This is a genomic window from Shewanella sp. DAU305 (assembly GCF_026802235.1).
Lineage (GTDB): Bacteria > Pseudomonadota > Gammaproteobacteria > Enterobacterales > Shewanellaceae > Shewanella > Shewanella baltica.
Window position 1 is genome coordinate 3,485,463 of the sequence record NZ_CP113808.1, and the last position, 13,329, is coordinate 3,498,791.

General features: G+C 46.2%; 14 protein-coding genes. 9 read left to right on the plus strand and 5 right to left on the minus strand.

What is annotated here, in order from left to right; translation table 11 throughout:
* The first annotated feature begins 103 nt into the window (after nucleotides 1–103).
* Nucleotides 104–562: a hypothetical protein gene (locus OX890_RS14710; RefSeq protein WP_268649458.1), complete on the plus strand. Its 459-nt coding sequence runs from the start codon at nucleotides 104–106 to the stop codon at nucleotides 560–562.
* A 179-nt stretch (nucleotides 563–741) separates the two neighbouring features.
* Here the strand turns inward: OX890_RS14710 and OX890_RS14715 are convergent, their stop codons facing one another.
* Genes OX890_RS14715 through OX890_RS14730 form a run of 4 tightly spaced genes read right to left on the minus strand, consistent with a single transcriptional unit; the run spans nucleotide 742 to nucleotide 6,120 of the window.
* A complete protein-coding gene (locus OX890_RS14715) occupies nucleotides 742–921 on the minus strand; it encodes a Trm112 family protein (protein ID WP_115334989.1) in 180 nt (59 codons plus the stop codon).
* Nucleotides 908–1,927, minus strand: coding sequence for a tetraacyldisaccharide 4'-kinase (lpxK, locus tag OX890_RS14720; RefSeq protein WP_268649459.1), 1,020 nt, complete (start codon nucleotides 1,925–1,927; stop codon nucleotides 908–910). The genes OX890_RS14715 and lpxK overlap by 14 nt, the downstream gene beginning before the upstream one ends.
* Complete coding sequence (gene msbA / locus OX890_RS14725; RefSeq protein WP_006081198.1) at nucleotides 1,928–3,736, minus strand: lipid A export permease/ATP-binding protein MsbA; 1,809 nt, start codon at nucleotides 3,734–3,736, stop codon at nucleotides 1,928–1,930.
* A 32-nt stretch (nucleotides 3,737–3,768) separates the two neighbouring features.
* Nucleotides 3,769–6,120, minus strand: a complete 2,352-nt coding sequence (locus OX890_RS14730) for a DNA internalization-related competence protein ComEC/Rec2 (protein WP_126492229.1) — start codon at nucleotides 6,118–6,120, stop codon at nucleotides 3,769–3,771.
* 32 nt (nucleotides 6,121–6,152) lie between these two features.
* On the opposite strand from OX890_RS14730, the gene OX890_RS14735 reads away from it, so the two are divergent.
* From OX890_RS14735 to OX890_RS14760, 6 genes are all read left to right on the plus strand, one after another.
* Nucleotides 6,153–6,662: a DUF2062 domain-containing protein gene (locus OX890_RS14735; protein ID WP_006087434.1), complete on the plus strand. Its 510-nt coding sequence runs from the start codon at nucleotides 6,153–6,155 to the stop codon at nucleotides 6,660–6,662.
* A 344-nt stretch (nucleotides 6,663–7,006) separates the two neighbouring features.
* Nucleotides 7,007–8,179 carry an NnrS family protein gene (locus OX890_RS14740; protein WP_126492230.1) on the plus strand — a complete coding sequence of 391 codons (1,173 nt, stop codon included), beginning with the start codon at nucleotides 7,007–7,009 and terminating at the stop codon, nucleotides 8,177–8,179.
* Nucleotides 8,180–8,317: 138 nt separating this feature from the next.
* Complete coding sequence (locus OX890_RS14745; protein WP_006081194.1) at nucleotides 8,318–8,722, plus strand: phosphate-starvation-inducible protein PsiE; 405 nt, start codon at nucleotides 8,318–8,320, stop codon at nucleotides 8,720–8,722.
* A gap of 158 nt (nucleotides 8,723–8,880) precedes the next feature.
* Nucleotides 8,881–9,183: a PilZ domain-containing protein gene (locus tag OX890_RS14750; RefSeq protein ID WP_126492232.1), complete on the plus strand. Its 303-nt coding sequence runs from the start codon at nucleotides 8,881–8,883 to the stop codon at nucleotides 9,181–9,183.
* A gap of 76 nt (nucleotides 9,184–9,259) precedes the next feature.
* Complete coding sequence (locus OX890_RS14755) at nucleotides 9,260–9,928, plus strand: AAA family ATPase (protein WP_006087431.1); 669 nt, start codon at nucleotides 9,260–9,262, stop codon at nucleotides 9,926–9,928.
* Entirely contained in the window at nucleotides 9,915–10,259 is a 345-nt protein-coding gene (locus tag OX890_RS14760; protein WP_126492234.1) for a ribbon-helix-helix domain-containing protein, read from the plus strand. Before OX890_RS14755 ends, OX890_RS14760 begins: the two co-directional genes overlap by 14 nt.
* Before the next feature lie 281 nt (nucleotides 10,260–10,540).
* Here OX890_RS14760 and OX890_RS14765 read toward each other — a convergent pair whose 3' ends face one another.
* Entirely contained in the window at nucleotides 10,541–10,783 is a 243-nt protein-coding gene (locus OX890_RS14765) for a YecH family metal-binding protein (RefSeq protein WP_006081190.1), read from the minus strand.
* Nucleotides 10,784–10,911: 128 nt separating this feature from the next.
* Between OX890_RS14765 and OX890_RS14770 the strand changes: the two genes are divergently transcribed.
* On the plus strand, nucleotides 10,912–12,609 hold the full coding sequence (locus tag OX890_RS14770) for a sensor histidine kinase (protein WP_006087428.1): 1,698 nt from the start codon (nucleotides 10,912–10,914) through the stop codon (nucleotides 12,607–12,609).
* A complete protein-coding gene (btsR, locus tag OX890_RS14775) occupies nucleotides 12,606–13,316 on the plus strand; it encodes a two-component system response regulator BtsR (protein WP_006081188.1) in 711 nt (236 codons plus the stop codon). Before OX890_RS14770 ends, btsR begins: the two co-directional genes overlap by 4 nt.
* Nucleotides 13,317–13,329: the final 13 nt, after the last annotated feature.

Here is a 13,329-nt window from a genome sequence, read left to right on the forward strand (position 1 = left end):
ATAGAGTCACACTCAGTCCATCAAGATGCCATAAATCCATGAACTTTAGGGTCATATTAAGGTATTCTGCTGTCAGTTAATAACCTAAGAGTTAAATTTGATTATGCCGCTTCGATACCTCAGCCTTGCCATCTTAAGTTGTTTCTCGCTCATCGCCTGTAGCAGTGCCCCCATCGATCCTAGTGAACTTGCCGGAAAATTACGGGATAAGTTAACCACAGACATTAAAGCCGATGGCCTTAAACTCTTCAGCTACACAGCGCGGCTGGTCGATGATAAATCTAATATGGGTGATGCAGACCGCCCTTTCCCGCACGATGCCCGCGTGCGTAGCATGCAAGATCCCCGAGAACAACGTCGCGCGATGCAAGATCTACAGGACTCATTAGAAGTTTGGGGACGACAAGTCGAATTAGGTTTAACGAAAACCCTTGAAATGACAGGTTATTGCCGCGAAGGTTATATCGAATTGAGTCGGATTATCGAACCCGGGCGAGGCGAAATTCGTGGTGAATGCCAAGAAGGCGCGACCAATGCCGATAAACAGAAATTTGTGAACTAATTTGTGAACTATTAGTGAAGGTTTGAGTAACTCAAATTTGCATGGCTAAGCTCTGAGCATCGAAAAGACGCAAGATTGGAGAAGCACTGTTAATCGGCTAAAAATAGCGAAAACAATAATAAGAGAAGCTCAAAAAGGTAAGTATGCGCGTATTAGGCAATACGCGCATTCACATCACACTAGACTAATTCAGTCAGTGGCACAGCACGATTTTCTAATAACACAGGGATACCTTCAGTGATCGGATAGGCCAGCTTATCTGCCTTACAAATCAACTGCTGCGTCGTTTTATCGTACTCAAGTTTTCCCTTACACACAGGGCAAGCCACTATATCTAACAATTTTTTATCGAATGCCATGGAAGTTTCCTTGTTTAGCTGCAGCCACCTCGCGAAGACGTGCGAGCAGCTGCTCATCAAATTGTGGGGATAGCTTGGCATTGACCGCCAAATACCACCAGTTCTCTTGTGCAAAATCGCGACATTTAACCGCATCTTTTTCTGTCATCAACAGCGGCAAGTCTTGGGCTAAATCACGTAATTGGGTTTTATCGTAGGGCTGATGGTCATCAAAACCCTGACATAGCGCCAGTTGATAACCTTGGGCGCGCAGCGATTCAAAGAAACGCGCAGGGTTACCAATACCCGCCATCGCAACCAGCGGCTGAGATTTATCGAAACTGTACTCACCGGAGGTCGAATCGCATTTAACGGACTTCACTTCCGTAGGGGCCAGTTGCATTTCGAACTGCCCTTTTGCTGCGGGGCCGCCATTACTGACGATAAAATCCACGGCATCGAGACGCCACGCGCCTTCACGTAGCGGACCTGCCGGCAACAGCAAGCCATTGCCTAAACCGCGTTGACCATCAATCACCACCAGCTCAATATCCCGTCCCAGCGCATAGTGCTGCAGCCCATCGTCGCAGATGATAACATCCACACCAAACTCAGCAATAAGCGCATTGGCCGCATCGACGCGTTTAGCGCCAACTACCATAGGCACTTGAGTACGCGCCACTATCATGGCCGGTTCATCACCCACCTCTGCTGCACTCGCACCTAAGTTAACCGTTTTAACGCCTTGAATATCAACGCCGTAACCTCGACTGATCACACCGGGTGTAAACCCATGCTGGCGCAATAATTCAATCAGATAAATCACGGTTGGCGTCTTACCGCTGCCGCCGACGGTAATATTACCGACAACGATGACAGGCACAGGCATTGCCGTTTGTGATTTGATCCCGAGGCGAAACAAGGCGCGGCGCACATAAGTGATAACCGCGAATAGCCAAGATAAAGGTAACAAGAGCCATCGCAGTGGATGACCCTGATACCAAATTTTATTCACTAAGGCCTGCATCTAGCTACCGAATTGCATTTGGTACAATTTGGCGTACATGCCATTTAATTCCAATAGTGATTGGTGCGTCCCGCGCTCGACGATACGTCCCTGATCCACCACTAAAATTTGATCGGCACTCTCGATAGTCGACAACCTGTGGGCGATCACTACTGAGGTACGGTTTTGTCTGAGGTTGTCTAAGCCTTTCTGAATCGCTTTTTCTGACTCAGTATCCAGCGCAGAGGTCGCTTCATCGAGGATCAATACAGGCGCATCACGCAACATAGCGCGCGCAATCGCAATCCGCTGTCTTTGGCCACCGGACAATAACACGCCATTTTCCCCCACTTGGGTATCAAGGCCTTGGGGCAACTGGTCAATAAACTCCATCGCATAGGCTAAGGTCGCCGCTTCAATAATCTGCTCACGCGTCGCTTCACCCGGATAGGCGTAGGCGATGTTGTTAGCAATCGTATCGTTGAATAAGGTCACCTGCTGCGATACCAGAGCCACTTGATTACGCAGCGATTTTAGCGAGTAATCGTAAATGCTGACATCATCAAGCAGAATATCGCCGGATTCGAGCCCCGTATAAAAACGGGTCACTAGACTGGCGATAGTCGACTTGCCTGAACCAGAACGGCCTACTAGCGCTAAGGTTTGACCTGGTTTAACTTCAAAATCAACATCTTCCAGCGCTCGGCGGTCTTGACTGTCATAGGTAAAACAGACCTTATCGAAACGTAAATGACCCTTAGCGCGCTCGACGGTATAAGTGCCGGTGTCGGATTCTGGCAGCGTATCCAGTAATTCAAACACTGTGGTACAAGCTGCAATACCCCGTTGGAATTCGGCGTTCACTCGGGTTAAGTTTTTAATGGGTTGCAACATGGCCATCATAGCGCCAAGAATTGTCGCGAAGGTACCGGCGGTGAGATCAGCTTTCATGCTGTCTAAGCTTGCCGCATAAAGCACAAAGGCTAAGGCGAATGAGCCGATAATCATGATCAACGGTTGGCTAATGGCTTGCGCCACAGCTAACTTCATATTTTGATGGCGGTTTTGATCGTTCACTTTAGCAAAACGGGTGGCCTCGGTTTCTTGTCCACCAAAGGCCAATACGTTTTTATGGCCCTTAATCATTTGCTCAGTCGTGGCACTCACGCCGCCCATGGCGGTTTGAATTTGCTTAGAAACCTTACGGAAGCGACGACTGACCACAGCAATGACCATGCCCATAATCGGCCCGATGACTAAGATACACAGGGATAACTTCCAAGAGTTATAGAACATCAGCGCCAGCATACCAAACACAGTCACACTGTCGCGGACGATAGAAATCAAAGCACTACCCGATGCTCGAGCGATTTGCTCAGTATCGAAGGTGACTTTTGAAATCAAGTTACCGGTATTTTCCTTGTCCATGTAACTGACAGGCAGACTGAGATAATGCTCAAATACTTGCTGACGCATGTCCATGATCAAACGCGCACTCATGTATGAGATGCCGTAGGTCGAAACAAAGTTGGCAAAACCGCGCAGGGAAAACATGACGATAACCACAAGCGGCGCCATCATTAGCACGTCGTTGTTCGCGTGGAAACCTTCACTGGTTGGCAATGCTATGCCGTTGGTGACCGCAGCGGGTGCGCCGCCGGAAAAACCCTTATCAATAAAGGGGCCGATGAAAGCGATAAAGGCGGCATCGACGAGACCATAAATAATTAATCCCGCAACTGAAAGCATAAACATGCCTTTCATCTGTTTTATATAGCCCAGTAATCGTTTGAAAACTGTCCACATTTCGTCTTTAGGAGATGTTGTCATTGATAACACTAAATTATGGCAAAGTAGGCATTCTACTCTGGATTAATCAAGTCACCAAATCTAAACAGAGAGTTGTACCAAAATGGCGCTAAATCACCACGATAGGTCTTTACCTCTAACTCAGACTGCTGAAAAATCACACTAATCTGCCCTTCTGACCCTGTGGTCAGGCTCCTAATCTCTCGCCGCTGATAACGTTCAACCACTGTGGATTTAGGAAAACCATAGCGATTAGCAAAACCCGCCGGAAACAGCACTAACTTAGGGGCAACGGCATCGATAAAGTCCTCAGTCGACGAGGTTTTACTGCCATGGTGCGGCGCTACCAGGACGTCGCTTTGTAACTCGTTTAGGTCACTTAGATCACCGCTCACACTTAACTCACTACGTAATAGTGTCGCTTCGGTTTGTTTTTCAATATCCCCGGTGAGTAGCAGACTTTGCAGGCCATCATCAATGCGCACCACACAAGAGCCATTATTGCCCGCCAGCACTTGAGGCGGCGAGAGTAAGTTAAGGCGCAATCCTTGCCATTGAATCTGCCTTGGACGGCAATCTTGGCCGCTAAAGCCAGCCACATCTGTGATCACCAAAGCCTTGGGATAAGCCTCAATCAAGACAGGCGCACCGCCAGCATGATCGTTATCGCTATGGCTGATAACAATATAATCAATCTCTTGGATGCCTTTGGCTTTTAGGAAGGGCAATATCACCCGCTCCGCATAACTGAAATCATCGCCAAAGGCGGCGCCCGTGTCATAGATAAACCCCTTGCCATTCTTTTCAATCACCACGGCTAAACCTTGGCCCACATCGAGTAAATGCATGGTCCATCGATGGGTTTGAACGGGAGACCACAGCGTCATACAAAAAAGTAATGCGGGCATAAACAGCAAACTCAATAGGCTTAACCAAGCAATATAGTGTTTATGCTTAGGCACATAGCGCCATAACACACCACCGACAAGTGCGCAGAATCCTAAGGCTAATAGGCTGTCAGAGAGTGCTAACCAATGGGCGGGTAATTGCTGACTGATGTCGAGCAACTGCGCATAGGGCGATAAACTCCAATCACTGAGACGCAGTACTCCAAGTGAAGAGAGTCCGAACTGAGATAATCCCAAAGCCGTCCCAAGCCACCAGCAGACAAATCCCGCCATGGCTAAGGGGATCACTACAAAGCTAAACCAGGGCACGGCCAAGATGTTCATCCACAGACTGTGTACGCTCACGCCGCCAAAGAGTGCCGCTTGCAGTAATCCAAGCCCGAGACTCAAGCGCCATTGGATAGCCCAAAACTGCATCATCCCAGTGCGTAAACGCGCCCTTCGAGTCGACGCAGGGGTAAATGCCCTTGGTTGGATTTCTAAGGTGTATAAGATGATGCCTAAGGCACAAAACGACAGCCAAAATCCCGCACTTAAACAAGCGAGCGGATCAAGCAGTAATACAATGAACAGGGCGAATAATAAGCGCTCCCACGCCGTAGAAAAGCGCTTTAATAAACTCAACAGCATTAACAGCAGAATCATCACTAATGCACGCTGCGTCGAAATGCCAAAGCCCGCAAGATAAGCATAAAATGCGGCGCCTATGCCCGCTGCGACTAAGGCAAGGGTGATATTACGCCGACTCTGATGTGGCACTAAGCGACTTAAGCCAAACAAAAGGCATGTGTAAATCCATGCTGCTATGACCGAAAGATGCAAGCCGGATATCGCCACTAAATGACCCGTACCTGTCTGTCGTAATGCTTGCCAACGCACTTTTGAGATCAACTGCTTATCACCCAAAAGTAAGGCGAGTAGAATATCACCTTGCGGCAAAGAGGCTAATTCAGGCGTCAATGCGCTTATCAGCTCGTTACGCAGTGAAGGTGAAACCGCAAGTAAATGTGCCTCTATCACTCGCCCTTTACCGACAACATGTTGGCTGATTAATTGTTTCTGCTCGTTGTAACCACCTTGATTTAACACGCTAGCAATACTCTTAGGCATCAAGGTAAACTGCCAAACCTGACCGACATCGACTTCTGGCGGATCTTTCCACGTGAGTCGCAATTTTGCATTTGGCCCTAAGATTAAATTTGGTTTAATGACCGATATATCCAAACTTAGCCAGTCGCTGTTTCGACTAACTAGTGATATGATTTCGCCCCTAACCTGTATAGGTTGTTGTAACACTGGAAGATCCTGCCTAGATAATCCTAAGCAAAAACCAGTTAGCCATGCCATTGCAAAGAGTCCACCTGCGCAGACAGGGATTTTTCGGTATAAAATTAACGCCCCAACAACAAGGTAGGGTATATAACTGACTGGCGGCAGCGAAGGCCACAACATCGCTGATAACAAGATGGCACTAAAGCCAAACATGAATCGATTCATAGTGAATTAAGTTAAGACAGCAATTTCAGCCTATGCCAAAAAAATTAATCAAAAGATTTATGCCTAAGCCTGAAACCTTGCGTGAGCATAAACACTTACGCATGTTCGGACGCTTATTACATAATCCCAATTTGTGGGCGCTAAATCGCAAATCCGCCCCTGGCGCATTCGCCGTGGGATTATTTGTCGCCTGGATCCCTATGCCATTTCAGATGGTAGTGGCTGCGGCTTTTGCCATTCTATTTAACGTTAATATTCCCGTTTCTGTCGCATTAGTCTGGATAACCAATCCCTTAACTATGCCAGTGATGTTTTATGGCGCGTATTTACTCGGCGCTAAGATACTCGGCCATGCGCCGCAAGATTTTGCCTTCGAAGCCAGTTGGCAATGGATTGAAGCCTCCCTTGCCACCATAGGTCCGGCGTTTTTACTGGGATGCCTTGTTCTTGGGGTGATTTTTTCCGCAGTGGGCTATTTGCTGATTAACAATCTGTGGAAATATTCCATTATGTTTAAGTGGCAAAAACGTAAGAATAAATAAGCTCGCCTTTCCCACCGCTTATGCTGATGCAGTTTTAGCCGAAGGCTAGTTAACCTAAGTAAAAGCATAAGCGGATCAATGACTTAGCTTATCCTTCATGGCCTAGTGTGCATTGCAATCTATTGGCTTCCCTTGCTTTACATCCTGTCGTTTCAATGTCCGCCACCTCACTCCTTTCACGCTTGAGTTTGTCGCTTTTCATGTAAAATTGCACCATCTGTGCAGACTAAGTTTGCGTCTTAAACAGATGCAGCACGAGGAATACTCATATCGAGATATATACATTCATTTTAATTGCAGCTTAAAATATCTGACAGATTTAGTCAGATACTCAAGAGCCAGTTATGTTGAACATTGATGAGCCCGCACATTTACAACCACGAATCGCCTTATTCAGATTAGGCTTTCGGCCTTTTTTCCTGTTTGCGAGTTTATTCAGCGTATTGGCATTAGGGATCTGGGGAGGATTCCTTTCAGGGATCAATCTGTTGCCGCAATCCGTTAATCCACTTTGGTGGCACGGTCACGAAATGATTTTCGGATTTGTCTGCGCCGTCGTCGCGGGCTTTTTATTAACTGCGGTGCAAAACTGGACGGGCCAAGCTGGGATTAAAGGTGTTGGGTTGTTGGGGTTATTCAGTGTGTGGTTATTGCCAAGGCTGTTATTGCTAATGCCGCTAGCGATTCCCTTTACACTTATCATGTTTATCGACTTACTATTTTTGCCGCTAACGGCGTTAATACTCGCCCAAGCAGTGATCCGCGTTCGTCAATGGCGAAACTTTGTGTTTATCCCCATTCTCACCTTGCTCACCCTAATGAATGCACTGAGTTACTACGGCATTTTAACAAATCAATTTGAATGGATAAACATAGGCTTATATGGCGCGGTTGTGTTAATCAGCATCATAGTCGCACTTTTAGGCGGCCGTGTGATCCCTTTTTTCACCGAGCGCACAACCCAATGGCAGCGTAAAACTGCGCTGCCAGTGCTCGAATGGCTGAGCTTTATCAGCCTTTTTGGATTAGTCATTAGCTTAATCCTGCAAGAGCAAATATTGCTCCGCTGCATGGCTGGGATTGCGAGTCTGATTTTATTGCTGCGCTGGCATCGCTGGGGTTGGCATGCCAGCTTGAGCATCCCTTTACTCTGGTCACTGCATCTTAGTTATGTGTGTATCCCACTCGGTTTAGCGCTTATTGCCTTTGGACTCCCCTTATCCGTTGGCATGCACGCGATAACGGTTGGCGGTTTAGCTGGGATGATTTTAGCTATGATAGCGCGGGTTTCATTAGGCCATACAGGCCGCACTCTGCAACCGCCAAGCATAATGAAGTATGCCTTTGGGTTAATCCTGCTCGCGGCAGTGTTTCGAGTATTAGCAGGAGTTATCCCGCTATGGTCAGCATCATTATTACTCGCCGCCATTACATCTTGGGTCATCGCCTTTGGCTGTTTCTGTCTCAGCTATGGGCCTATGTTGTGCCAAGCCAGAATCGATGGTCGCCCCGGTTAGAACATACTGACACTGAGCTTTGCGCTGCATTTAGGATTAAACATATCTGTGAATTAAGTCACACAGCGGCGGCTAGCTTTTCCCTATAAGCTGATTTTTACTGTTACTATTTATAAAAACATCAAGTAGGGAATGCCCATGCCATTTTATCACCAATATGGTTCTAAGAGCCTTAAAGCCGTAGAACACTTAGTCCTGTTTGTTATTGCTATTGCCACTATCGTCGCAATAGGCCAAGAAATTGTGCATATTGTTTCTGTCCGTATGGTCGCATTAGCCGATTTACTCCTGTTATTTATTTTCTTAGAAGTCTTAGCCATGGTGGCGAACTACTACGAATCCGGTAAGTTACCCGTGCGTATGCCGCTTTATATCGCGATTGTGGCCTTAGCTCGGTATCTCATTTTAGATATGAAGAGTATGGAAGATTGGCGTATTGCCGCGATATCACTGTCGACGTTAATTTTAGCGGCAACTGTGATCGTCATTCGTTGGGGTCAGTTAAAAATGCCCTATCCTAAAAACCAAGAATACGACAATTAATCAAGCACCTGAGTTGGTGCTATTGAAGGCTTATTCAATAGCACCTGCTGTCCTCGTTTTAAAACTATAATCAAAGACCTAGCTTTCACATTGGTATTCTGCCAAAAAGCAATTATGCTAGTTTTACTCAGATCAATAATTTACGGGGCAATTGAGTTATGGGTGACCATACTACTAGTTTTGAAGAAAAACGCACATCACTGCGAGTGGACATGGAAGCGGAGCGTGTCGCCTTACATTGGGTCGACGCGCAAGGCATAAAGCAATCCGATGAAGGCGTATGTATTGACTTAGCAAGACGCGGTATTTTATTCGATTATAAACGTCCCTTTGCACTGGGCGAACTCATCGAAGTGACCTTTAATCCCGATACCACACAACAAAATACCGTCAAAGGACAAGTCTGCCGCTGCGCTAAATGCCATGACCAAAGCTACCACATAGCCATGCAACTGCTTTAATTTAACTTAAATTTCGCAGGTTTAATGGGTCTGTTCTACACTCAATGAATTGAACGATTCATGAAGGGGCGTCACTATGATCTTGCTGGTAGGTGGTGAAAAAGGTGGTAGCGGAAAAAGTTGTCTCGCTCAGAATCTTGCCGTTTATATTAAGCAAAAATTTCAAGCAAACGTCCTCATGGTCGATTGTGATCCCCAGCGCACCACTTCAGATTGGATCCAAGCAAGAAATAATGATCCCAGTCTGCCCAGCATTAACTGCATTCAGCTTTATGGCAAAATTCGCAATGACTTACTCAGCCTCAATGAGCGTTTTGATTACGTGATTGTAGACTGTGGTGGTCAGGATAACTTAGCCATGCGCGCAGCCATGTCGGTAGCAACTTATGTTGTGATCCCTCTCAGACCTAAAAGACGCGATCTTAAAACATTACCCCACATGGAAGACATGCTCAGCACTTGTAAGATGGTGAATCCTAAAATGATCGCCACCATAGTACTAACCCAATGCCCTGCGCTTCCCACACAATTTAAACGTATTTTAGAAGCCAAAGATGTAGTGCAGTCCTTTGGATTAAGGGTGTTGAATTCTGTCACCTTTTGTCGAAACATTTATGATGACAGTGAAGAAAAAGGTTCCTCTGTGGTCGAAATCGAACCCGATGGAAAAGCAGCCGATGAGATCCGCGCCATAACGGATGAGTTATTCGCCATGCCACCAGAAAATAGCTATGAGCTTAACTGATCTTAAACGTAAGAAACCGAAGCAAATCATCAAGCCGGTTTCTGTCGATGATTTCATTGAAGATGCCAATAACTACGCCTTAGGTAAGGCGAGTTTATTAGCCGCGGCTCAGACTCAAGCGATAGTTAAGGGCTTAGATAAAAAGTCGACTAAGATTTATCGCCACGCGACCTTTACCCTGACAGAGAAGAGTATTGCTCAGCTCGATTCACTATCGAAATCCACCAGCATTGCAAAATCTCGCTTACTGCGTATTTTAATTGATGAGTTTAGCCAACTCACACCCGCGCAGCAGGACAAAATTGCCAATAAACGCCACGACGAAACCTAAGTTTCAGGGATTCAAGGAGTCAGGACTTCGAGAAATCTGAGTTTCAAGCTGCCTTAAGCTCAAACTCAAGCTAGCTGAACCTAATGAAATCCAAGCTTAAATCTCATACTGGTACTTCTCGCTTAAGCCACTAAGCTGATGAACCCAATCAGAAAAATCAGCCTCACTAGGTGTCATTCTATGGTCAAGCGATTGCCACACTCTGATTACAATTTCGTATTACTACTGCGTTCTCGTATGACTGTATACGCCATCGCCAAAATATGTATGGCCACAATAGGTTAGTGTTCACACTTTCTTCCAGCGGCCAGTTCAATGCCTTGGGGCGTTTCGTGAAACTTACCTTTACCTATGAGTAACTGAATCAATGCTTCAGCACTAAGATCGGCGGCACTACACGTATGGTATCGAGCCGCAAAGCCAAACTTTTGTCCCATCAGGGATAGTAATTCAGGCTTTATAATAGCGGCTCCTTGCGCTACCATCAGCGCCATAACATCATGACCGTGAACAGAATTGGACATATGTCCTCCTAAAGATGCAATATTATTGTTCTTTATATCCTAACGGTAGAATTTGAACCCTGATCTCGCGCACAGACTTTCTAATTGATACCACTGCGCTGACATCTGTGACGATAATGTGAGCCATTATGTCTTTAATCCTATTATTGACCCAACAGATGTCGCTGTACTTAGTGATCGTTTACTTAGTCAGTAAAACGCCGCTGTTTAAACTGTTTGCCGAAACCTCCCCGCGTCTGCCACATAAGATTTTTATGTATCTGATTTTTTCAAGTTTCTGCATCATGGCCACCTATTTTGGTGAGCAAACATCAGGCGCGATTGCCAACACCCGTGCTATGGGCGCTGTCTTAGGTGGATTACTAGGCGGACCCGTTACCGGTTTTCTAGTTGGACTGACTGGCGGACTGCATCGCTACAGTATGGGCGGCTTTACGGAAATAGCCTGCGCCATTTCCACCACCTTAGAAGGCTTATCCGCAGGGATGATAAGCTTCTACTTAAGACGTGCGGGTAAAAGTGAGCTTATCTACAATCCATTACTCGTTTGCCTAGTGACTTTTTATGCCGAAATGATGCAAATGAGCATCATCTTACTGGTCGCCCGCCCCTTCGATGATGCATGGGAGTTAGTGCGTCAAATCGCGCCGCCCATGTTGTTAGTCAATTCAGTGGGAGCGGCACTCTTTATGAGCATGATCCGCGACCAAAAAACCATGTTCGATAAACTCTCCTCCAGTTTTTCAACTAAAGCATTAAAGATAGCCGAACGCAGTGTCGGACTGCTATCAAAAGGATTTAACGAAGAAAGCAGCAGCCGTGTCGCCAAAATCGTCATAGAAGAAACCAATGTGGGCGCAGTAGCCATCACTGACAGGGAAAAACTGTTGGCTTTTATTGGCATAGGTGCCGATCATCATCTGCCTGGCACGCCGATTTCTTCCAAGATTACCTTAGAGGCGATCAATCAAAATAAAGTCATGTTCGCCGATGGCGTTGAAATGCCCTATTCATGTTCTATTTCAAGCAACTGCCGCTTAGGGTCGAGTCTGGTGATCCCACTGCGCAGTGATACCGAAGTCATTGGCACCATCAAACTCTATGAGCCGAAGAATAAGCTTTTTTTGAATATTAACCGCACCTTAGGTGAAGGTATTGCCCGTCTGTTATCAAACCAAATTCTTTATGGCCGGTTTGAGCAACAACAAAATCTGCTGACTCAAGCCGAATTGAAATTACTGCAAGCGCAGGTTAATCCGCACTTTCTGTTCAATGCACTCAATACCATTAGCGCGATTATCAAGCGCGATCCCGATATGTCTAAGCAGTTGCTACAGCAGTTATCTCAATTTTTACGGATCAATTTAAAGCGAACGACAGGCTTAGTGACACTTGGGGATGAGCTAGATCACATCGCGTCCTATCTCACCATTGAAAAAGCGCGATTTATTGATAAATTACAAGTCAGTATCGCGATACCAGAATCACTTTACCACTGTAAAGTACCGGCCTTTACCCTGCAGCCGATTATTGAAAATGCCGTAAAGCACGGCACTTCGCACATGATAGAGCAAGGGCAGATCAAAGTGACGGGCAAGCTCGAAAATGATGTGCTGGAATTAGAAGTCACAGACAATGCCGGATTATATCAGCCCGTTGAGGGCTCTGAAGGCCTAGGGATGAACTTAGTGCATAAACGCATTCAAAATATTTTTGGCGAACAATATGGTGTTACTGTGGAATGCGAAGCCGATGAATTGACTCGTGTCACCATAAGATTACCTATAGAAAACCCTGAGATATCCAATATGGACACCCGCACGTGATCACTTGTTTAATTGTTGATGATGAACTGTTTGCTCGTGAAGAATTAGCCGATCTTTTGGGGCAAGAACACGACATTGAAATTGTTGGTCAATGCGCTAATGCCATCGAGGCGTTGCAAAGCATAGCCAAAGAAAAACCTCAGTTAATTTTTCTCGATATCCAAATGCCGCGCATTTCGGGCATGGAACTTATCGCTATGCTCGACCCCGATAACATGCCAAAAATTGTGTTTGTTACCGCTTACGACGAATTTGCCGTCAAGGCCTTCGATAACCATGCCTTCGATTATTTGCTTAAACCGATAGATGCCGAGAGACTCAGTAAAACCCTCACTCGGGTGCGTAAAAATCTGACGCCTCAAATTATGGATCCCATTACCCCAAAGCGTCTGGAACATATTCCCTGTTACAGCGGCAATAAACTCAAGGTGATTGCAATCCAAGATGTGGAATATGTGTTCAGTGATTTGAGCGGCATCCATGTGGCCAGTACGAAAGGCAAAGTCCATACCCAATTGACCTTAAAAGTGTTTGAAGAAAAAACCCCACTGGTGCGCTGCCATCGGCAGTATTTGATTTCACCTAAGGCGATTGCCGAAATTGAGCTGTTAGACACGGGCGCCGAAGTCACCACCCACTCAGGGGATAAAGTGCCCGTCTCACGGCGTTATCTTAAGAGCCTTAAACAGCTGTTCGGCTTCCAATAACTCAAGCAAAAAG